The following is a 23,320-nucleotide window of genomic DNA, read 5'->3' as shown; positions in this document are numbered from 1 at the left end:
AATAAAATGTTGAAAAAGATTTTTACTATTTCTTAAAATAAATTTCAAACAAGGTTACTTTTAAAAAAAAATTAAAAAAGAATTGATTTTTTGTGTAAAAAAATCATAATATTGTTTTTGAAAAAATTTGGAATTATTTAGCTTTATCAATAGGCTATTTTATTGTTTTCGAATTTTTAGCTTTTAAACTATGGCTTTTGAATTATTTGACCATATAACCTTTTATAAATCCAATCCCAGCTGCTTATGGAAAAAGCCCTACGCACAATTTTAAAATCAAAGTCCGGCCATCCGGCAAACCCAGTAAATCTATTTCTAACCCTTTATTACCAGCTATGAGAAAAATTTTATCGATCTCGTATGGGCTGGCTTTTATGCTATTTTTTAGCATTCAGGTCTATGCTCAAACACGCATCCTGACAGGTACTGTTGTGGGTGAAGATGGTATGGCTATCCCAGGTGTCACGATCTTGGATAAGACCAATCAGACCGGAACGACCACGGATGTGGACGGAAAGTATTCGATCAGTGTAAATGAGAATTCTGTTTTGGTTTTTTCCTTCATTGGATTTGCCACTCAAGAATTTACGGTGGGAAACCGTACTGTTTTGGATGTCACTTTAGCAGAAGATATCTCAGAATTAGGTGAATTTGTAGTGACTTCTTTCGGTATGGAGCGTGATAAGAAAGCATTAGGGTATTCTGTAACCCAGCTTTCTGGAGACAAATTCACAGAATCCCGAGCGATCAACCTCGGTAATGCCTTGACAGGTAAAGTTGCTGGGGTGAATGTGACGCCACCTTCTACCGGTGCGGCAGGTTCTACCCGCGTTGTTATTCGGGGTGGTTCTTCCCTTACAGGAAATGACCAGCCGCTTTATGTAGTGAATGGTGTTCCAATTGAATCCGGGAACTTAGGTTCTGCAGGACTTTGGGGAGGTAATGATGCCGGTGATGGTTTGGCCGCAATTAACCCGGATGATATTGAAAGTATTTCTGTACTAAAAGGAAATACTGCGGCAGCCCTTTATGGTGCGCGTGCTGCAAATGGGGTTATTTTGATTACTACCAAAGCCGGGCGAGCTCGAAAAGGAGTAGGTGTCGCCTTCAACTCCAACTTTACTGTTGAGTCGGTGGTAGATAGGACTAACTTTCAGCGAATTTACGGTCCTGGTCAAGATGGTCGCAAGCCTTTGACGCAGGATGAGGCAATCAATACTGCAGTAAATGGTTGGGGAGCTCCTTACGATGGTTCTCAAGCTATTCAGTTTGATGGCATTCAAAGACCTTATTCCTACTTGGGTGAGGATTTTTCTGATTTCTACAGTGACGGACATACTTGGAACAACTCCATCGCTTTGTTTGGTGGTGATGAGAAGACATCTTATAGATTCTCATTCTCCAATCTTACCAATGATGATGTGGTTCCAAATGCAGGATTTGATAGAAATGTAGCAAATATCAATGTGAACAGCCGTCAGGGAAAATTCACGTTGGCAGTGACTGGTCAATATTCCAAGCAAGAAGCTAGAAACAGACCGAGGCTTTCTGATTCTCCGGGTAATGCAAACTTCTCTATGGTTGTAAAACCAGGAAATATTCCATTGGATGTTATAAAAGGCGATCCAAATAAGCCAGGAGCTCTTCCTGACGGTACTGAATTGAGATATCAATCCAACGTATTCCAAACCAACCCTTATTGGGCTGTTTATCAGTGGGGAAGAGAGGACGTAACAGATCGTATTTTAGGGAATATGTCTTTGCGCTATGATTTCACTGATTGGTTGTATGCTCAAGGTCGTTTTGGTACAGATTACCAAGTAAGAGACGAATATGCATTCGAAGCTTACGGCACGGCATTCAAACCTAGAGGTAGTTATAATAATACTGTCCAATCAATTCGTGAAAACAATGCTGACTTCATGGTTGGTTTTGATAAGACATTCGGCGATTTTGACGTCGATGGTTTCATCGGTTCTAATATCATGAGAAGAACCATTGAGTCTCAAAGAGGTGGAGGTAACGACTTGGTAGTTCCATTCTTCCATTCAGTGACTAATGTGGCGGCTCCTACTTATGGATATGGATTCTCCGAACTTGGAATCAACTCTTATTTTGCTGCTGCAAATATTGGGTACAAAAACATGATCTTTTTGAACTTGACAGGCCGTCAGGATCAGTTTTCTACTTTGTCTCCAGAAAACAGCAAATTGTTTTACCCTTCCATTGGTTTATCAGCAGTTATTTCTGACATGATTGAGCTTCCTGAATTTGTCACCTTTGCCAAACTTCGTGGTAACTGGGGCCAAGTAGGTGGAGGAGCACCTAATCCTTATGCTTTGAATCTCACTTATGGTTTGGTAGGAGCAGGACACTTGGGAGCAAGTTTGGGACAAATCAATAATGGATCAATACCAAATGCTGGATTGTCACCTTACACTTCTACAGAATATGAGATAGGTGCAGATCTTCGATTCTTTGATAACAGATTAGGAGTAGATGTGGCTTATTACAGAAGAAGAACAAGTGACGATATCTTGAATACCGGAATTTCAGCAACCTCTGGATTCGGTTCTACGACAGTAAATATTGGTGAATTGGAAAATAGAGGTATTGAATTATTAATCAATGCTACCCCTATCATCGCCGGTGATTTCCAGTGGGATATTTCCTTCAACTTTGCCAATAATATCTCTGAAGTGCTCAGCTTAGGTACCAATGCAGCAGGTGATCCTATTGAATTTATCAACCTAGATGAAGCTAGAACGCGAAGAGAGCGAATCCGACATATCGTAGGTCAGCCATTGGGTATGATTGCAGGATTTAAGCATTTGGAAATCAATGGTCAAAAGGTATATGATGCCAATGGATTCCCTGTAACTACTTCAGGATATGAAACCATCGCAGAGGGACGTCATCCAATTTCAGGTGGTTTGACCAATACATTCACTTGGAAAGGTTTCCGTTTGATGGCCTTGATTGACTTTAGAAAAGGAGGATCTGTGATGTCTGGAACAGACTATTTCGCATACCAGTATGGATTGCACCAAAATACGTTGAATGGACGTGATGGAAGTTTGACAGTCTCTGGGGTAACTCCTGAAGGAACTCCTGGTACTTGGAACATTCCTGCTAACACAAGTGACCCTACTCAATACTTGATTGATAATTACTGGCAGCGATATTCTCAGGTGACTGAGTACATCGTTTATGATGCTTCTTTCGGTAAATTGAGAGAATTCTCTTTTGGTTACACCTTCCCGAACTCTCTAATCGAAAAGACTCCATTCCAGTCCCTTTCACTTTCTGTAGTGGGTAGAAACTTGGCCATTTTGTGGTCACACACACCGAATATCGATCCAGAAGCAGCTTACACGACTTCTGGCAATGCACAAGGTCTTGAGTTTTTCTCAGTACCAGCGAACAGAAGCTTTGGATTTAATCTATCAGCTAACTTCTAAGTCGGTTCAACCCTAAACTATTGAAACAATGAGAATTTTAAATAAAATGACCGGTCTGATGTTGGCTTCCTTGCTTTTTGCTACTTCTTGTAGTGAGCAGGACCTGTTAGACCTGAATATCAATCAAAATGCTGTCGAGGATATCGATATGCAATACTTGTTTTCCCTTGGGACTTTGAGAATTGGGGGAGAATATGAAAATACGCGTGCAAATATGTTGTATGCGGCAACCATGATTCAGCATACTGCTTCGACGGCAGGATATTTCAGTGGAGATAAATATTTCTACTCTGCTCAATATTCTGGTGCTTACATGGAGCGACACTTTACGGATGTGATTCGACTTTTTTCAGAAGTGATCCGAAAGACTGCTGAAGATCCAAATGAGGCAAATGTCAATGCGGCGGCAACCATCTTGCGCGTTTTTGATTTGCACAGAATGACTGATATGTATGGAGATATCCCTTACACTCAAGCAGGTTATGGCTTGGAAAGTGAGGAGAATTGGTTTCCAACTTATGAGCCTCAAAAGGATGTATACTACAAAATGATCGATGATCTTCGGGCTGCAAGAGATAAGTTTTCCGCTTCTGCAAGAGGCTTGGGAGCTCAGGATTTCATTTATTTCGGGGATATCGCCAAATGGAGAAAGTTTGCTAATTCCCTCTTGATGAGAATGGCAATGCGAATCAGCAACGTGGATCCTTCAAAAGCTCAGGAAGTATTTACTGAAGCTTTTAATGACGGTGCCTTTGGCAGCAATGATGATATCGCATATATCCACTATGCACCGGGACCACAAGGTGTCAATCGAAATGGTCTGAATGATGGTTATTGGAATACTTATAAATATTCCAGAGACTGTAAAATCTCTCAGACGTTCTTGGATTGGATGGATGCCAACAATGATCCTCGAAAAATGATCGTGACAGGTGGTATAGGAAACCCTGAGGATGCTTCTACATGGATTATAGATCCTGCTGAGCAAATCGGTATGCCTAACGGATACAACTCCACCAATATCGTAGATGCTGTTCCTGCAGGCACTTTAGATCGATTTAGTACTGTTCAGCAAAATTTCTCCATGCTTAATTTGAAGTATTTGGATTGGGAAGATCCCTACTATCTAATCTCTTATGCAGAGGTAGAATTGATGAAAGCTGAGGCGGCTTTGAATGGTTGGATCGGAGGTAGTGCTGAGCAGTACTTCAATGCCGGTGTAGCAGCTGCCATTAATGCTTGGGTAATATTTGATCCATCTTTTGCAGTTCCAGCCGAAGATATCGACGCCTATATTGCAGGGAGAGGTTTTGGTGCGGCATCGGATGAAGGAAAGCGTCAATTAATCGGTGAAGAATACTGGGCAGCTACTTACTTGAATGATATTGAATCTTGGTCTAACTGGAGAAGAACAGGCTATCCTGAACTTTCACCTACACAAGATCCAAATGCTTTCGAAGGTAATTTCATTCCAAGAAGACTACGCTATTGGGAGTCTGAGATTGGTTCCAATCCAGACAATTACCAGGCAGCTATTTCACGAATGGGAGGCGACTTGTTTGCCACCCGGATTTGGTGGGATGGTGGAAATTAATTTTCTGTTAATTTGATTTGAGACAGGGGTTTTGATTCGTTTCAAAACCTCTGTCTTTTTTTAATTCGCTATTAAAATTCAAGCTCATGAAAAAAATTAAGTTTTTGATTTTGCTGATTTTGGCTGCGTGCTCAAAACCTCAACAGGCTGAAGAACATACACCGCAAAAAGACTACTTCATTGTAGGATATGTCGCAGGTTGGAAAAATTGGAAAGCGAATCAAATTCCAGCTGAAAAACTAACCCATATAAACTATGCTTTCGCAAATGTGAAAGATGGTTTGGTTCAGCATATCGACGGAAGACAGGAGCGTGATAGTCTGAATTTTATAGAGCTTCAAAAACTCAAAAGTGTAAACCCTGATTTGAAAATCTTGGTATCCATAGGAGGTTGGACTCATTCCAAAGGCTTTTCTGAAGCTGTTTCTACTCCTGAAGGAATCAAGAAGTTGACAAAATCAGGTATCGAGTTTTTGAAAAAATACAATCTGGACGGATTGGATTATGATTGGGAATACCCTGGACTACCCGGAGATAATAACCCCTATCAAAAAGCGGATAAGGAAAATTTTATCGCCATGGTTAAAAGTTTTAGAGAAGCTTTAGATTCTCTTGGTCAAATTACAGGGAAAACCTATTTGAGCACCATTGCCTCGGGTGGATTTCGAAGTTATCAGGAAGCAAATGACTTAGGCAAAGCACAAGAGTACCTCGATTTTATCAATATCATGGCTTATGATTTTTACACTGCAGGAGATCGGCTCACAGGCCATCACGCAAATTTGTTCCCGAATGGTGCAAAAGGGCGGTCGGCACAAACTGCCGTAGAGGAACATCTTGAGTTTGGCGTTCCTGCAGAGAAGCTGGTATTGGGAGTACCTTTTTATGGGAGAATGTGGAAAAAAGTACCCGGCAAAGATGGAGGCTTGTTTCAGGTAGGGGAGTTTGAAAAAGGCTTGCCTTATCACCAAATTTATGCCCTTTCTCTCAATTCTAATTATACCCGTTTTTGGGATGAAAAAGCAAAAGCACCTTATTTATACTCTGCCAAAGATTCAACTTGGATTACCTATGAAGATCCCGAATCGCTAAAGGCAAAAATGGAATTCATTCGGTCTTCAAATCTTGCAGGAGCCATGTTTTGGGAAATGACCGAGGACAATACCGGTACTCTTTTGAAAGCTGTCTTTGAAGGTTTGAATCCAAATTCGCAAAAACCTTAAAACCTCATACTTTCAAAATGATCTGATACTTATGAAAAGAATTGGCTTATTTCTCTCATTATTTTGTCTTGTACTAGTTTCTCAAGCTCAGAATTATGACTTGATAGTTGTTGGAGGAGGAGCAAGTGGAACAGCAGCGGGAATTTCAGCAGGTAGAATGGGAGTGAAGACCTTGATCATAGAAGAAGGTCCTTGGTTGGGAGGAATGTTGACCGCTGCGGGCGTTTCTGCTATTGACGGGAATCATAGACTCCCATCTGGAATTTGGGGAGAATTTCGCTCAAGGTTGATTGAGCATTATGGATCACAGCAGGCTTTATCTACAGGTTGGGTGAGCAATACTCTTTTTGAGCCAAAAGTTGGGAATCAAATTTTTCAGGAAATGGCCTCTGAAACCGAAAATTTAACCGTTCATTTTCATTCAAAATGGAAAAGTGCCAAATATGAAAATGGACAATGGACTTTGGTGGCTGAGAAAGATGGGGCTAGTTATGAGGTAAAAGCTCCAGTTTTAATTGATGCAACAGAGTTAGGGGATGTGGCGGCTAGTAAAGGATTGCCCTACAGATTGGGTATGGATGCTCGGGCTGAAATTGGAGAGGAATTCGCACCTGAAAAAGCAAATGATATCATTCAGGATTTGACTTATGTGGTCACCTTACAGGATTTTGGGCCAGGTGCTGACAAGACAATACCGAAGCCAGATAATTATGATCCTGTAGAATTTGCCTGTGCCTGTGCTCATGCTGATCCTATCACAGACGATGATCCCACTTTGGATTGTCAGAAGATGCTGGATTATGGCAAACTTCCCAATGGGAAATACATGATCAATTGGCCCAATTGTGGGAATGATTATTATGTGAATTTGGTGGAGCTTTCTCCTTCTCAAAGGAAAGAGGAATTAGAAAAGGCTAAGCAAACTAGCCTTCGCTTCATATATTACATTCAACATGATTTAGGATTTAAGAATCTTGGAATTGCAGAAGGCGAATTTCCTACAACAGATGGATTGCCGATGATTCCTTACCATAGAGAGTCAAGAAGGTATTACGGGTTGGTGGATTTTACTTTACCTTTTGTAAGAACTCCTTATGAAGCACCGAGTCCGCTTTATCGAACAGGAATTGCCGTGGGAGATTATACCATCGATCATCATCATAAAAAGAACCCGGATGCGCCTGAAATAGATTTTATCAAGATTCGCGTCCCTTCTTACAATGTTCCTTTGGGAGCATTGATTCCCAAAAATCATCCTGCATTGATCCTTGCCGAAAAAAGTATTTCTGTTTCCAATATTGTCAACGGAGCTTCTCGCCTCCAACCGGTGGTTTTGGGAATTGGCCAAGCTGCTGGGGTATTAGGGGCATTGGCTTCTCAAAAAGGGATTCGATTAGAATCCATTTCTGTCAGAGATGTACAGCAAGCATTATTGGATCAAAAGGCCTTTATCATGCCCTTTTTAGACACGAATCCCGAGGATATGCACTATCAAGCTATGCAGCGAATAGGCGCATGTGGAATCATTCGGGGCGAGGGGGTTCCTTACCTTTGGGCTAATCAAACATGGTTTTATCCTGACAGAAAAGTTACTGAATACGAATTATTGGTTGGTTTGAGACCATTTTACCCAGACTTGGAAAGCTTTTGGGGAGCAAGTGGAGACTATTTGACAGGAGGGCGTCTTCAAGCTTTACTTAGTAGGGTAGAGAAAATTTCGCTAGACCAAATTTCAGATACATGGAAGGAGGGAGGATTAGAAGGGGATTTTACAATAGAGCGTCAATTGAATCGAAGAGAAGTTTCCGTTTTATTGGATCAGTTGCTTCATCCCTTTTCTCGGTCGGTCCAATGGGACGGCAACTTGAAATAATTTTAGCTGAATTTGTAGCGTTTCAAACAAAGCATCCGTTTCATCCACGTGGATGCTTTTTTTATTGAGGGTTTTTGAAAAAAAATCAAAATAAAGAGGCATCATAGAACCAAAACCTAGGTAAATGGGATATTTATGAGGTCTTATCTTTGGATTGAAATCCGAGTTAAATCAGCCTCTAAATCAAAAATTGAAGATTGAATTGGACTGACGAGGAGTTGATTGACGGTTGCAAACGTCAATCCCCCAAGCATGAAGAGTTATTTTTTAAAAAATACTATGGCTATGTCATGAGTATCAGCTTATCCTATGCCAAAGATTCGGATTTGGCAAAGGAGATAGTCCATGATTCATTTTTAAAATTTTTTGCCTCAATCGAAAGTCTGGATGGATATCAGTCAGTCAAAGCCTGGCTTAGACGTATTACCGTGAATGCAGCAATTGATTGGTATCGGAAAAATAAGAAATACGCCATGCAGCAGGATATAACGGAGCAAAATGAGGTCTATCATGAGGTTCATGCTTTGAGTTCTTTGGCCTATGAAGACTTGGTCAATTTGCTACATCAGTTACCGGAGGACCACAAATTGGTCTTTAATCTATACGAAGTAGAGGGATACAGTCATCGGGAAATAGGAGAAAAACTTGGTATTACAGAAAGCTCCTCACGTGTGTATTTGGCTCGCGCCAAATCCCGACTGCGTCAATTAGTTCACACACATTTGAAAGAATATGCAGGAAGATAAGCTAGCTCAAGAAATAGCAAAATCCCTCAAGAAATATCAGGAGGAAAGCTTTCATCCTTACGAAATTGGGGCATGGGAGGTCTTTGATAAAAAGAGAAAAACAGGAGGGATTCCCTGGTGGAAAATATTTTCTGCAGGGGTCGCAGCCTCTATGGTGATTGGTGCGGCCTGGTGGTGGTTTGCAAGTTTGAATGGTTCCCAAATTGAATTGAATCAAACGCTTTCCGAATTAAACCAAACCGAGTCTGCTTCTTCAGAAACCAATATTTCCAATGATTCAGGAACTGAAATAAAGGGGAATAATTCCATTCAGGAATTTTCTGGAAATAAGGAGAACTCCATAGGGGATCAATTAGCTGATAAGAGTCAAACCAAAGCAAATGGTCCCAGCGAAGATTTTGGTGAAAATAATCAAAATGTCAATTTAGGAATTTCAGAAAGAAAAGGAGATTTGGTTTTCCTCGCTGATACCAAGGAAGATGATTTCTTAAGACCTCAAGATAAATCGTCTTTAGATTTTGCTTTAAAAATTGAAAAACCAGGCTTAAATCTTTTAAATCCAATATTATCTGTAGCAGGTCCTGAGACTGATTTTCCAACGTATGCATTCAATAACTACCCTGTTATCGAACCCTCTAAATCAGAATCCAAATTAGGATGGGAAGTAGGTCTTTCGCCTGCGTTTGGAGGAAGCAATTCTAGCCAAAATGCGGAAGTAACAAGTAATAGTTTGGGATTTGGAATGGCAATGGCTATGGAAGTGTCTGATAAAATTCAGATTGGAACAGGTCTGGCTTTTAATTCACTCAATCAGCAGAGTCAATTTGCGTCTAGTCCAGGAAATATGTTTGCAAGTTCCATGGCTCCAAGTAAGGATAAAATCACTTTAAGCCAGGCCCAGTTGGATCTTCCTGTTTTTGTCCAATATCCTCTCACTCGAAGTCGTTCGGTTTCTCTTAGGGCTGGTTTTTCCAATATCTATTCCTTCAATCAGGAAGTTGACTTAGAATCGACGGTAAATCGCCAAGTGGTGGTTTCTGGAAATGGGATTAATAGTTCTGTTGTTAGACAGGAATCTGTTGTTCAAAAAACTAACTTAGAAAGCTCAAATCAACGATTTTATCCTTTTGCTACTTTAAATCTGGGACTGAATGTAAGGCTGTTTGAAAACCAACGAGTAAATTATGTTTTGATGCCCTTTTATAACTTCCCCATGACGGATTTTTCAGGATTTATGGAGAATCCGGGAATGGTGGGAGCTTCCTTCAAAGTACATTTTCTGTCAGGGAAAAGTAAATAGAGTAAATCAAAAAACAAGAATTTGTCAGACTGAGGGAAGAAAAGTCACCCTGAGCGAAGTTGAAGATTTTCAACTCTGCTCAGGGTGAAAATAATCTGGATTACTCCTTTTTTGCGGTATTTATAATTCGAAATAGTTGGTAATTAATTGCAAGTCTAAAGAGTTTTGATTTGTAGGTTCTTCATACAAACCTCTAAGAAGCAAGGTGTACACATTTTTTTCTTTGATTTTTACATTTTTGATTTCGATGAGGGTTTCACCATTTTCCACAGACTTGATTAGAATATCATAAGTACCTTTTTCTACTTCCCCAAAACCTGTCACATCTTTGAATAAGGTATTCGCAGTAATTGGGGCTTGCAAACCTGAAAGTTCGACGAATACTTCTCCCGCATCGGGGGAAAGATGGGCAAATCGGATTTGAGCGAAATCAGCTTTGGTATCCTCCCAATCATCTTTGACAAGTTTTGCATCAAGGTCCGTGGCATGGTCCAATACAAATACAGAGTAAATTTCATTTACTTCAAGCTGGAAATTTTTCTCCAATAGTGTTCCCCCATTGATAGAATTTAGAAAGCGGAATAATCGCTCACCAGTAAAAAAAGGACTATATGCGATAAACTCAGAAAACCCAAGTGGTTGGGATGTTACGCGATTGGCATCTGCGAAAATTTCCATGTCTGGAGCATCCGGTGAGCTTTGGTAAATGGAGACATAGGCTGCAGGGGTACTAATTGGGGTTTCAATGTCATTCAAACAGGAAGTTCCTAAAATTGCAATTGAAGCGACTGCTGCTAGTCTGATTTTGAATGAATGAAATCTTGATAGTGTGGATTTAAACATAGTTGTGTTAATTAATTTATTCTTCCTGAGGACGAAAAAAAGCCGTGATTCGCTTCAATCACGGCTTATAAATTTTTGATTTGTCTTTTTATTCCTCAGGATAAGGGATATATACAAAACTTGTAAAGGCTCCATCCATCACAAAAAGACAACAGAATTCATCCGGATCCTTGTATGCTTTTTTGAAATCCTCCAAAGCATCTTCTGCAATCAATTTTCGTTGGACGAATTCGTCTATGTATGTGATGTAATAATTCCACTCAAGGTTCTTTTCTTCCTTGCCTAGAAATAACTGACCAATGGGTTGTTTTTCTTTAGAAATAGGAAAAATAGGAAAGTCTGAAAATCCCCTTGACTTGACCTGATAGGCAGCCTCTTTTAATACATCTGAGATTTTGACAAAGTCACTGGAAATAGTCCCCAAATATTTCCCGTTCAATTCGGGATCGTTGAAATCGGAAATCATGATTTGAGTGTTAAGCGTACAACATTTTCTACATGGTAGGTCTGAGGAAACATGTCCACAGGCTGAATTCGTTCCACTTGGTATTTTTCAGCAAGGAAAGCCACATCACGAGCTTGTGTGGCAGGATTACAGGAAACATAGACGATAGTTGGCGCTTCCAGGCGTAAAAGCATATTTACCACGTCCTGATGCATGCCTGCACGTGGAGGATCAGTAATGATGACATCAGGCTTTGCATGATTTGCTATAAAATCTTCATTTAGAATGTCCTTCATGTCTCCAGCGTAGAATAAGGTATTCTCTATTCCATTGATTTTGGAATTTAGCTTAGCATCCTCGATTGCAGCCTCTACATATTCTACCCCAATGACTTGCTTGGCCTTTTTTGCTACAAAATTGGCAATGGTGCCTGTCCCGGTATAGAGGTCATAGACCACTTCATCTCCTTTTAATTCGGCAAAATCCCTTGCAACTTTATATAACTCGTAGGCTTGTTTGGAATTGGTTTGATAAAATGATTTTGGGCCAACTCTGAATTTCAAACCCTCCATTTCTTCCTCTATATAAGGTAAGCCTGCATAGGTTACAAGTTCTAAATCGTGAAAAGTTTCATTGCCTTTTGTATTGATTACGTACAATAGGGAAGTGATTTTAGGGAATTTGGTTTTTAAAAACTCCATCACGAGAGGAATTGATTCAGGATCATTCTCTCCAAACTGCACAATCACCATCGTCTGCCCCGTACTGGTTGTTCGGATGATTAGGTTTCGTAGTAGCCCAACCTGATTACGGATATCATAAAAGCTCAACTGATTAGTCAAAGCAAATTCCCGTAGTGAATTTCGAACATCATTGGAAATTCCACCCTGCAAGTAACAATGTTCGATATCCACGATCTTATCAAACATTTTTGGGATATGGAATCCTAGTGCATTTCGTTCAAACTCTTCCCCAGAATTGATTTCTTCTCTTGTAAGCCACCTAGAATTTGAAAATGTAAAGTCGAGCTTGTTTCGATAATATTTTGTTTCTGATGAGCCTAGAATAGGTGCCACTTCAGGAATGGGAACTTTGGCAATTCGCTGAAATTGATCCACCACCTGCTGTCGCTTGTAGGTTTTTTGAAGGTCGTAATTGATGTGCTGCCACTTGCAACCTCCACAGACCCCAAAATGAGAGCAGAAAGGTTCGATTCGGTCTTTGGAGTATTCATGAAAATTAACGGCTTCTCCTTCCATAAAGGAGCTTTTTCCGCGAGTAATTCGTACATCAACCAGATCTCCCGGGGCCACATTGGAGACAAAAACAACCTTACCTTCATGATGTCCCACACATTTTCCTTCAGAAGCGATTCGCTCGATTAGAAGGTTGGTGATGACCTTATTCTTCATTTTTCTCGACATGGCTGCAAAATTAGGGAAAAAGAGGAGATGAAAAGAGACGAAACAGTTTTGAGTTTAGCTAGATGAGCTTTGAGAAAATTAAATCTTTAATTAATTTTTGAAATTCTTTCCCCTTCTTATAGGTAATGATGCAACACGTTTAAGATATGGCAGATACTTACCATCAGATTTTTGTTCATTTGATTTTTGCGGTAAAGGGTAGGAGAAGTCTATTAAAAAAAGAATTTAGGCAGGACTTTTTTAGGGTTTTATCATCAAAGGTCAAAAATCTCGGGCATTTTCCAATTATCGTGAACGGAATGTCCGATCATGTTCACTGTTTAATAGGTTTAAATCCTAATCAGAAATTATCAGATTTGGTAAGAGATTTGAAAACCAAATCAAACCAATTTTTAAGGGATAAGGATTGGGTGGCTGGAAGATTTGAATGGCAAACTGGATATGGAGCTTTTTCTTACTCAAAATCACAGATAAATACAGTTTATAAATACATTTTGAATCAAGAGGAGCACCATCGTAAATTATCATTTAAGCAAGAATACATTGGGTTTTTGAAAAAGTTTGAAATTGAATTCAAGGAAGACTATTTATTTGAGTTTTACCCTGAGGAATAATTCCAATTCATTTTCTTGATCGAATCGCTTCTCCGAAGCTCTTTTGACCATAACATCATTATTTCTACAATCAAAATGCTTCTCCGAAGCATTTTTTATCGTGCTCATTGAAATCACAATTGATTTTTTAAATCTAAAAAAGCGCCTGTGGCGCGTTCTGATTGTAGGATTTGGTTATAAATAAAAAATTTGAGTCCCGGAAGGGCGATTTGATTCAGATTCATCCTTTCCTTCCTAATCCCTATCTTTACCCAACAAATTTTATCCATGAAATTCAAAGACAAAGTTGTAATCATTACCGGTGCCACATCCGGAATCGGTGAAGCCTGTGCAGAGGTTTTTGGAAGGGAAGGAGCCAAATTGGCTATCACAGGAAGAAATTCAAATAAACTCGAGAAAACAGCCGAGAATCTTAAAGCTAAAGGCTTTGAGGTGCTACCTATCCTTGCTGATGCTTCTTCTGAAGCCGATAATCAGCGAATGGCAGAAGACACATTAAAGCATTACGGAAGGATTGATATTCTCATCAATAATGCAGGGATATCTATGCGCGCTTTGTTTCAGGATTTGGATTTGGAAGTTTTCCGAAAGGTGATGGATACAAATTTTTGGGGAACAGTCTATGCGACTAAGTTTTGCCTTCCAGCGATTTTGGAATCGAAAGGATCAATTATCGGCGTTTCTTCCATCAACGGTTATCGAGGAACTCCTGCCCGAACAGCCTACACGGCAAGTAAATACGCCATGAATGGATTTTTTGAAGCTCTTCGCACAGAGGTGATGAAAAAGGGAGTTCATGTCTTGGTTGTTGCTCCTGGATTTACAGCCTCCAATATTCGTAATACGGCTTTGACTGCCGATGGGACCTCTCAAGGGGAGTCTCCACGAGATGAATCAAAGATGATGACTTCTGAGGAGGTAGCGGAGCATATTTTGAAAGCTACCGTAAAACGAAAGAGAGATATTGTTTTGACTTCTCAGGGAAAATTAGCGGTGTTTTTGAATAAATGGATGCCGGGAATTCTCGACGGAATTGTCTATAATCAGATGGCAAAAGAAAAAGACTCGCCATTTAAATAAATGCCAGAATCGATATTCCAGACTTATCTCCATAGGCTGACAGACCTGTCTACCAAAAATAGGTCCTTGTATTTGCCTAAGCTGGAAGGAGCTGGAATGATCGATTTAATGAGTCTCGATTTTTTGAATGGAGAATCCTCCTTTGAAATTATTAGAAAACTGATTCAGGGGAAAAAGGAAATTCCAATCTTACCCGAATATGATCCTCGATTAGGGGAAGTAAACCAGCTTTCAAAATCATTGTCAAGATTAGCTTTTCGGGATCAAATGACCCAAGAAGAGACGGGAGAGCAAAGCCTTTACATAGCTTGGCTTTTTGCAGAGGGCAAATTGATAAACGGGCAAGTGGTGAGAGCTCCTTTGCTGCTCAAATCAATTCAACTAAAAAAAGACAAAGGCCAATGGAAACTTCAGATTCAAGGGAATTGGCAATGGAATCCAGCTTTTTTTCTTGCTTGGAGACAGGCAACCAAGCAGGACCTCTCCGAATCTTTATCTGATGATTTGCTGGAAAGCCTATCCAATGACTCTTTGGAGTTTCGAACCGCTCTTGCCCGCCTCATTCCAGAAAACCTAGCAATTCAAGTTCAGTCAAATTTATTGGAAGACCGACTGATTCCTTTTCCAAATTCCCAACTATCTCTAGATCAGCAACAGTTTTCAGAAGGGAAAATCAGCTTGAAACCCTACGCGGTTTTGGGTCAATTTGCTCAAAAAGGAAGCTTCCTTTTTTCTGATTATGAAAAGCTCCAAAACCAATTTCCAAGTGCAACTTTAGAGCATCTATTTCAGGACCTTTTTTCAACTGATCAACAAGAACCTGAAATCCGTGAGGAGAATCTTTTTCCTGTTTTTCCATTGGATGCCTCTCAGGAATTGGCTTTGACCAAAGTCCGTCAAGGAAAAAGTTTGGTGGTTCAAGGTCCTCCGGGAACAGGTAAATCACAGTTGATCGCCAATCTGGTTTCGGATTATATTGCTCGAGGGAAAAAGGTTCTGGTTGTATCTCAAAAGCGAGCAGCCTTGGACGTGGTTTATGAGCGGCTTGCGAAAATGGGTTTTGGACCTTTTTTGGCTCTTGTTCATGATTTTAAAGCTGACCAAAAATCCCTTTTTGAAAAAATCCGAACTCAAATTGAATCCATCGAGGAATACCAAAATCAAAATCGAGGAATAGATTCAATCCAATTGGAGCGGGAGCTTTTACAACTTTCTAAGACTATTTCGAGGTTGTCTGAGAAGTTTGAAGACTTGAGAAAAGCTCTTTTCAGCGATGAGGAAGCAGGAATTCCCGTCAAGGCATTGTACCTCGATGCAAGCGTTCAAGAATCGCATTTTTCGCATCAAAGCCTAACTCAAATGAATGCTGAGCAGGCAGGTAAATTTGAGCAGGATTTTAAGGTTTATGAGCAATACCAAGAAAAGTATAAAAAGAGCTTCTGGGGAAAAAGGGTCTCTTTTTCTCAAGTGCAGCCTTCAGATTTTTCTCTAATCGCCGAATCACTTCAAGCCTTGGATCAATTTCGATTGAGAATTCCAGAGATTTTTAAAGGGAAGCCAGTTTTTGAATTGATTTCGATTCAATGGAAGAATAATGATTTTGAAAAAAAGTTTCAGGAGCTTTTAAATACTTTCCAAAATTTACCCAACAAGGAGCATAGCTTCAAGTTGATTTTTGATCTCAAGCAAAAGGAAGTTTTACTCGATATTCGGTCAGTTCTCCTAAAGGCAAAGGAGGCATCAGAATCTTGGAAGTTTCCTTTGACCGAAAACCTTGAAATTCTCCAAAAAGAATTAGACAAAGCTTTACCTCAAAGTCAAAGCCTTTGGGGCAAATTAAAGATTCACTTTTCAAAAAATGATTTTCCGCATCTTTCCCAAATTTTGAATCAAGAGGGAATGAAATTTCAGACTGGAGTTTTAGAAGAAATTCAACAGGAATGTCAGTCAAGAATCGAAATTCAAAAGTCGATTCTGGATTTACCTGAAAGTCCTTTTTTCGAGCCTTCTGGGGATTTTTCCAAGGATTTGGAGCAAGTAGAAAAGTTGGCGAACTGGATTCATGCTTGGACTGAATTAAAAGCTATTCACAATTGGGCGAATTGGTCTTCGATGAGTTTTGCTGAATTTTCAGGGAATTTGAATTCTCTAGAAAACCTCAATCAGTCCATTCATTCTCAGATTGTTTCTTGGAAAACTTGGCTCAGTCTGGAACAAGTGCAAGAGATAATTTACCATGGATTAGTCTCCGTTTTTCCAGAAAATCAACTGAACTGGCCAAAGGTATTTTCGGAATTAAAGGCCTTTGATCAGTTTTTGGAAAATTGGGAATTCAAGGAATTAGGGTGTCAGCTTTACAATGATTTTTCGGATAGTAGTCTGGAAAGCCAACTTCAAGTTTTTTGGAATAGTTGGCGACTTGCTTGGATTGGATTATTAGAAGTAAAATATCCTGAATTAGCACAATTAGGTTCTTTGACCTTGGTTCAAGAAATGCACGAGCTAAAAGAATCCTTGATCAAAAAACGTCAAAATTCACAGCATCTGGCTTTGTTGAAAGTTCGGGAACAAGTCTGCGAACATCTGGAATATAACCGATTGGGTAATCGAATTACCTACCGGGAATTACATCATCAGGTTTCTAAGAAGCGACAAAGATGGCCAATTCGAAAACTGATTGAAGAATTGGGGGAAGAGGTTTTTAGAGTGATGCCCTGTTGGCTAGGAAGTCCTGAAACCATTTCTGCCGTTTTTCCTGATGAGCAGGTAGTGGATTTGGTGATTTTCGATGAGGCTTCCCAATGTCTGGTTGAGCGAGGACTTCCGGCCATGCTGAGAGGGAAGCAAGTGGTGATTGCCGGCGATTCCAAGCAGCTTCGTCCGTCAGATTTTTATCAGATTAAATGGGAAGGAGATGAAGAAGGATTGGAATATGAGGCGGAATCATTATTGGAATTGGCTTCTCATTTCTTTGAAAATCTCAATCTACGGGGACATTATCGATCAGCAGACCCAGGATTAATTTATTTTTCCAATTCTCATTTTTATGGAAATCGGTTGGAAACCTTACCGGATTATGTGACAGTCAAGGCTGGAAAAACTCCATTTTCTTGGGAAAAAGTGGAGGGGATTTGGGAGAATCAGGTGAATAGAATGGAGGCGGATGCAGTTTTGGAGCGAGTGAAAAAAATAAAATCAGAAAAGCCTAATGATAGCATTGGGGTCGTGACAGGGAATTATTTCCAAATGGAATTGATTCGTGAGACTCTTTGGGGTGCAGGAATTCAAGGTGAAGGAATCAAAATCAGGAATATTGAAAATGTACAAGGGGATGAGTTTGATCAGGTGATTTTGTCTTTGGGATATGCGCCGAATCGAGAAGGAAAACTCGTAACCAATTTTGGATTGTTGGGTAAATCCGGAGCTGAAAATCGCTTGAATGTAGCTATCACCCGTTCAAGAAAAATGCTTCATGTGATCAGTTCGATTGAACCTGAAGACTTTAGACCTAACCAATTGAAAAATCCCGGTTTGATTTTATTGCGTGAATTCTTGCATTGGATAAAAACACAAAGTACGGATCCAGATATTCCTACTCCTGAAATTTTTGCAAAAGGTTTTGAAATCGACTGGAGTTTGAAATCCAGGCTTGAAATGGAAGATTCTCATTATTCCCGAAAAATACCTTCAGCAGTCATGGATTTAATTTGGACTGATGAGCAGGGAAATCAAAAGGCTGTTTTGACAGATGATCAGCGATTTTTTGATGCGCCTACGGCAAAGGCGGCCATGGCTTATCATCCAATCTTGTTGGAGCAAAAAGGCTGGAAATGGGAGTGGATCTGGAGTCGAAGGTTCTGATTGTCTCAATTACATGTAGCCAACCAACTTATAAACCACTATCCCAATCCATTCTTTGAACAATTTGGTCCAATATTCCAATGAAAAAGGATCGGGAAATAGCAAGGAAGGGATGTCGTATTTGACATCATGAGAATAATAATCCACGGGAAATGTTTCAGTATTCAGACTGACTTTATCAAAACAGCCCTTCGCTCGGTACATGTGGAAAGCTGATGTAATCAATAGAAATTTCTGATTGGTATCGAATCCCTTTTGCTCTAAAAATTCCTTTGAAAACTGAGCGTTTTGAGCAGTATTTTTCGCTTGATCTTCAATTAGAATATCGGATTCCGGCATTCCTGTCATCATTAAAAATCGTTTGAGTAATTCAGCTTCCGTCTGAGAATTTACAGGATTGAGTCCCTGTCCGCCAGTTATAAGTATTTTTTTGATTTTTCCCATGCGATAGAGCTGGAGCGCATGGGTAATGCGGTCAGCACCTTTGTTGAAAAAAGTCCGATCATAAGCTGTTTTGCTCATGTTGGTGACTCCGGTGAGAACAATGCCTATTTCATGGTTTTCTATTTCTTCAAAAGACTTGAAATCAGGTTCCCAAGCCAATAAAGCCAAATTGGAAAGGAAAGGGTTGGTGAAAAAGAGCAACAAAACAATTCCCGTCCAAAGCATCTTTTTGCCCCATTTTCTTCGGATAAAGATTACACCACCAAGTATCAAAATCAGCACGATGGTCAGTGGCATAGCCAAAAAACTTAAAAACTGGGAGAGGTAGAAGAACATGGGTTTTAGCTTTTGGACAAAGAAAAGCCAGATGGACTTAATTTTCAAACTGGCTTTTTATAAATAGATAAACCTTTTATTTCTATTCACTCCGTTTCTTTATTCTAGTCATAAAGCTATTTTTATCCCATGCTTTCAGACCAGCCTAACCTATTGCCTTTATTGGAAAAACTTGCCGCTCAATTGGAGGGCAGTTTGCATTTTGACCGACTCACTAAAACGCTTTATGCCACCGATGCCTCTGTTTATCGGGAGATGCCTTTAGCAGTCGCTTTTCCGAAGTCTGAGTCGGATATCCAAAAGCTCATTCAATTTGCCACTGAGCACGGTACTTCCCTGATTCCCCGCACAGCGGGCACTTCGCTAGCTGGCCAATGCGTGGGGAACGGCATTGTCGTCGATGTCTCTAAGCATTTCACTCAGATTCTGGAATTCAATAAAGAAGAAAGATGGGTTCGAGTACAGCCTGGGGTTGTTCGGGATGAGTTGAATCGCTTTCTCAAGCCTCATGGTCTCTTTTTTAGCCCGATTACCTCTACGGCCAATAGGGCGATGATCGGAGGAATGGTGGGGAATAATTCTTCAGGGACCACTTCTATTGTCTATGGCGTGACTCGAGATAAGGTGATCTCTTTGAATACCATCCTCAGCGATGGTAAAAAGGTCGTCTTTGGAGAAATTACCCAAGACGATTTTGACCGAAAATGTGGGCAAAAAGACCTCGAAGGAAAGATATATCGTCAGATTTTTGACGAACTCAACAACCCTGAAATCAGGGAGGAAATCCATGCTCAATTCCCCAAAAAGTCCATCCATAGGCGTAATACAGGCTATGCGGTGGATGAACTGTTGAAAGCAGAATTTTTTGAAGGAAATGAGAAGTTCAACTTCTGTAAGCTATTAGCGGGTTCAGAAGGAACTTTGGCTTTCACAACTGAAATCAAAATTAGTTTGGACCCGCTTCCAGATCCAATCGATATTGTAGTGGCTGCTCATTTTGAGACGATTCATGAAAGTATGAAATCCTCTCAGGTTGCCATGAAGCACCCGGCTACAGCCGTGGAATTGATGGATAAAATCATTCTCGATTGCACGAAGGAAAGCATTGAATATTCCAAAAACCGCTATTTCGTAGAGGGAGATCCTGAGGCTATTTTAATGATTGAGTTTCGAGGAAAAACCATAGAGGAAGCGATGGCAAAAGGGGAGGCATTGATTGCTGATTTAAAAAAATCCGGCTTTGGATATGCGTACCCTATCATCGGTCCAGATAAAACCTCCTCGGCTTGGGCACTTCGATCAGCGGGTTTGGGGTTATTGGCAAATATTCCCGGTGATGCCAAAGCCGTGGCCTGTATTGAGGATACTGCAGTGGATATTGAGGACTTGGCAGATTACATAGCCGAAGTCGATGAAATGATGGAGGGCTTTAATCAAAAGCCGGTTCATTATGCGCATGCGGGAGCAGGGGAAATCCACCTTCGACCCATTTTAGATTTGAAAAAAATCGAGGACGTAGAGGACTTTTACAATATCTCACTTGCCTCTGCCAAACTGGTTAAAAAGTATCAAGGTTCCCTTTCCGGAGAACATGGAGACGGGCGAGTACGGGCGGCTTTTATTCCTTTGATGGTGGGAGAAAAGAATTACGAGCTTTTCCGCCGAATCAAGTACACCTGGGATCCGAAAAATATTTTCAACCCAGGAAAAATCGTAGATGCAGCTCCGATGAACAAATTCCTGCGTTATGAGCCTGGTATGAAAACGCCTGAGCAAAAGACGCTGATAGATTTTTCTAGTGTGGGTGGAATCCTCCGAATGGCTGAAAAATGCAATGGATCCGGAGATTGTAGGAAATTACCGGGTTCTGGAGGAACCATGTGTCCTTCTTACATGGCTACCCGAAATGAAAAGGACACAGTTCGAGGCAGGGCAAATACGCTTCGTGAATTCCTGACTTTGGATAAAAAAGAAAATGCTTTTGACCATCCTGAGATCAAAGAGGCTTTGGATTTGTGTTTGAGTTGCAAAGGATGCACGGCCGAATGTCCTTCCAATGTGGACATGGCAAGTATGAAAGCCGAATTCCTATACCAATACCAAAAAACCCATGGAGTTCCCCTTCGCTCAAAAGCATTTGCTTACATCAATGAATTGAATGAACTAGGCTCTAAAATGCCTGGAATCGCCAATTTCTTTCTGAAAAACTCGGTGACAGGTGGTTTGATGAAGTCTGTTTTGAATGTAGCTCCTAGCCGAAATCTTCCGGAAATCAGCCCGATCAGCTTGAGAAAATGGTATAAAAAGCATTATGCTTCTCTGGCTGGGTCAGCAAAAATCATCAAGTCGGTTTACTTTTTTGTAGATGAATTCACCAATCACAACGACACTCAAATAGGGATCAAAGCGATTTCGCTTTTTAAAAAGTTGGGCTATGAGGTCAAGATGGTTGACCATGAGGAAAGTGGCCGTTCTGCACTTTCTAAGGGTCTTTTGCCGAAAGCTAAAAAGCATGCAGAAGCTAATGTTAAGATCTTCGAAAAATTGATTGATGGTAATACGCCGTTGATAGGTTTGGAGCCGTCCGCTATTTTGAGTTTTCGGGATGAATATCCACGAATCGTTAGTCCGGATCTAGTTCCTGCAGCTAAGAAATTAAAATTCCATGTACAATTAATCGATGAGTTTTTGGGAAAAGAAGTGGCTGCTGGAAATATTAAGGCTGAGTCCTTTACCACCCAAGCCCAGCAAATCAAATTGCATGGACATTGTCATCAAAAGGCACTTTCTTCACTGACTTGGACGCAAAAAATACTTTCTCTACCAGTCAATTATTCAGTGGAAACCATTCCAAGTGGCTGCTGTGGAATGGCGGGTTCTTTTGGATATGAAAAAGAACACTTCGAAGTCTCTCAACAAGTGGGGGAATTGGTGCTATTTCCTGCTGTAAGAAATGCTAAAAAAGATACGTTGATTTCCGCGCCTGGGACTTCCTGTCGACATCAAATAGCAGACGGAACGGGACGAAAGGCCATGCATCCGGTAGAGATACTTTGGGAAGCGTTGATTAAATAAGATTGAAGTATTTAGTACCTAGTATCAAGAAGAATAGAGGGTTAACCGAAGTTTTTTCGGAGGACAAATTCTATGCAACGAGCAGCGAGTCTTGCAGTGGCATTGTCTTGATCAAATCTTGGATTGAGTTCCACTACATCCATGGAAATCAGTTTTTTGCTTTTTGCGATTAGATCAATGACTTTAAAAGCCAGTTCTGGGCTAAATCCCATAGGAGCAGGTGCAGATACTCCCGGTGCAAATGCTGAAGAAAATCCATCCAAATCTATGGTTAAGTAAATCTTATTGACTGAATCCATAAAAGCGACTAATTGCTCCTCAATGAACTCCCAGCTTTTGGATTGAATTTCTTCCATGGTGAAAAATTTAGCATGGACTGATTTGGCAGTCTCAAAAAGTGATTTCGGATTAGCGGCTTCCTGAATTCCCCAAGCCAAGTAATGAAAGTTTTGAGGATATTCCTGAGCCAATTGGAAAAAGGGAGAGCCTGAATGTCCCTTTCCCTGTGCCAAAGGTCTAAGGTCAAAATGTGCATCGAGATTGATGATGCCCAATTTTTCACCTTTTGGAATTAAGTATCCGAAAATGCCTTTTCCATGCGCATAGGCTAGATCATGTCCACCCCCTAGGAGAACCGGGAAATGCTGGCTTAGCAATAAAGAATGAACTGATTCGGTGATTTTTTCGTGGGTTAATTCCAAGTCGTTATTGAGGGTCAGGATGTTTCCATAATCAATGGCCGGAACTTCCTTTTGAAGGTGAAAAGCTGAGCTACCCCAGAATTTTCGGATTAAATCCGGTGCATCTTTTGTCCCAGGTCTTCCTTGATTTCTTCGAACTCCCACTTCACCGGGATATCCTAGAATCCCGATCTTTTTTCTCGGCTCATTTCGAAACTTCAAATCCGATTGAAAATCAAGCCATTGATACCAATACTCCTTTTCTTCTGATTTTCTCCCCAACCAATGTTGAGGGTCGGGATTTTGGTGAAGTGGATTCAT

15 protein-coding genes are annotated in these 23,320 nt (G+C 40.5%); 10 read left to right on the top strand and 5 right to left on the bottom strand.

The annotated features are described in order from the left end of the window. Window positions 1-335 precede the first annotated feature (335 nt). The 6 genes from E4S40_RS08875 to E4S40_RS08850 all read left to right on the top strand — a co-directional run bounded on the left by E4S40_RS08875 (window position 336) and on the right by E4S40_RS08850 (window position 10,197). The gene (locus E4S40_RS08875; RefSeq protein WP_135073192.1) at window positions 336-3,461 is read left to right on the top strand and encodes a SusC/RagA family TonB-linked outer membrane protein; all 3,126 of its coding nucleotides are present in this window, start codon (window positions 336-338) and stop codon (window positions 3,459-3,461) included. A gap of 28 nt (window positions 3,462-3,489) precedes the next feature. Next, window positions 3,490-5,055 carry a SusD/RagB family nutrient-binding outer membrane lipoprotein gene (locus E4S40_RS08870; RefSeq protein ID WP_135073190.1) on the top strand — a complete coding sequence of 522 codons (1,566 nt, stop codon included), beginning with the start codon at window positions 3,490-3,492 and terminating at the stop codon, window positions 5,053-5,055. A gap of 86 nt (window positions 5,056-5,141) precedes the next feature. Next, window positions 5,142-6,278, top strand: coding sequence for a glycoside hydrolase family 18 protein (locus E4S40_RS08865; RefSeq protein ID WP_135073188.1), 1,137 nt, complete (start codon window positions 5,142-5,144; stop codon window positions 6,276-6,278). A gap of 31 nt (window positions 6,279-6,309) precedes the next feature. Continuing rightward, a complete protein-coding gene (locus E4S40_RS08860) occupies window positions 6,310-8,151 on the top strand; it encodes an FAD-dependent oxidoreductase (RefSeq protein WP_135073186.1) in 1,842 nt (613 codons plus the stop codon). Window positions 8,152-8,348: 197 nt separating this feature from the next. Further along, window positions 8,349-8,897, top strand: coding sequence for an RNA polymerase sigma factor (locus E4S40_RS08855; RefSeq protein WP_135073184.1), 549 nt, complete (start codon window positions 8,349-8,351; stop codon window positions 8,895-8,897). Next, window positions 8,884-10,197 (top strand): hypothetical protein, encoded by a 1,314-nt coding sequence (locus E4S40_RS08850; RefSeq protein WP_135073182.1) that lies wholly within the window; start codon window positions 8,884-8,886, stop codon window positions 10,195-10,197. Before E4S40_RS08855 ends, E4S40_RS08850 begins: the two co-directional genes overlap by 14 nt. A gap of 120 nt (window positions 10,198-10,317) precedes the next feature. Here the strand turns inward: E4S40_RS08850 and E4S40_RS08845 are convergent, their stop codons facing one another. The 3 genes from E4S40_RS08845 to rlmD form a co-directional block, all read right to left on the bottom strand. Further along, window positions 10,318-11,040, bottom strand: a complete 723-nt coding sequence (locus E4S40_RS08845) for a DUF4397 domain-containing protein (RefSeq protein ID WP_135073180.1) — start codon at window positions 11,038-11,040, stop codon at window positions 10,318-10,320. A gap of 88 nt (window positions 11,041-11,128) precedes the next feature. Next, a complete protein-coding gene (locus E4S40_RS08840; RefSeq protein WP_135073178.1) occupies window positions 11,129-11,506 on the bottom strand; it encodes a hypothetical protein in 378 nt (125 codons plus the stop codon). Further along, complete coding sequence (rlmD, locus tag E4S40_RS08835) at window positions 11,503-12,909, bottom strand: 23S rRNA (uracil(1939)-C(5))-methyltransferase RlmD (protein ID WP_135073176.1); 1,407 nt, start codon at window positions 12,907-12,909, stop codon at window positions 11,503-11,505. Before rlmD ends, E4S40_RS08840 begins: the two co-directional genes overlap by 4 nt. Window positions 12,910-13,055: 146 nt before the next feature. Between rlmD and tnpA the strand changes: the two genes are divergently transcribed. The 3 genes from tnpA to E4S40_RS08820 all read left to right on the top strand — a co-directional run bounded on the left by tnpA (window position 13,056) and on the right by E4S40_RS08820 (window position 18,464). Beyond that, window positions 13,056-13,523, top strand: coding sequence for an IS200/IS605 family transposase (gene tnpA / locus E4S40_RS08830; RefSeq protein WP_135073174.1), 468 nt, complete (start codon window positions 13,056-13,058; stop codon window positions 13,521-13,523). Between the two features lie 267 nt (window positions 13,524-13,790). Continuing rightward, a complete protein-coding gene (locus E4S40_RS08825) occupies window positions 13,791-14,603 on the top strand; it encodes an SDR family oxidoreductase (protein WP_135073172.1) in 813 nt (270 codons plus the stop codon). After that, entirely contained in the window at window positions 14,604-18,464 is a 3,861-nt protein-coding gene (locus E4S40_RS08820; RefSeq protein WP_135073170.1) for an AAA domain-containing protein, read from the top strand. Window positions 18,465-18,473: 9 nt separating this feature from the next. On the opposite strand, the gene E4S40_RS08815 is transcribed toward E4S40_RS08820, so the two are convergent. Then, window positions 18,474-19,244 carry a YdcF family protein gene (locus E4S40_RS08815; RefSeq protein ID WP_135073168.1) on the bottom strand — a complete coding sequence of 257 codons (771 nt, stop codon included), beginning with the start codon at window positions 19,242-19,244 and terminating at the stop codon, window positions 18,474-18,476. Window positions 19,245-19,373: 129 nt separating this feature from the next. On the opposite strand from E4S40_RS08815, the gene E4S40_RS08810 reads away from it, so the two are divergent. Then, window positions 19,374-22,319 (top strand): FAD-binding and (Fe-S)-binding domain-containing protein, encoded by a 2,946-nt coding sequence (locus E4S40_RS08810; protein ID WP_135073166.1) that lies wholly within the window; start codon window positions 19,374-19,376, stop codon window positions 22,317-22,319. A gap of 41 nt (window positions 22,320-22,360) precedes the next feature. On the opposite strand, the gene hutG is transcribed toward E4S40_RS08810, so the two are convergent. After that, window positions 22,361-23,320 (bottom strand): formimidoylglutamase, encoded by a 960-nt coding sequence (gene hutG / locus E4S40_RS08805; protein WP_135073164.1) that lies wholly within the window; start codon window positions 23,318-23,320, stop codon window positions 22,361-22,363.

Origin of the sequence: Algoriphagus kandeliae (genome assembly GCF_004571135.1) — a bacterium.
GTDB classification, from domain to species: Bacteria; Bacteroidota; Bacteroidia; order Cytophagales; family Cyclobacteriaceae; genus Algoriphagus; species Algoriphagus kandeliae.
This window is presented reverse-complemented; position numbering and strand designations above follow the sequence as displayed.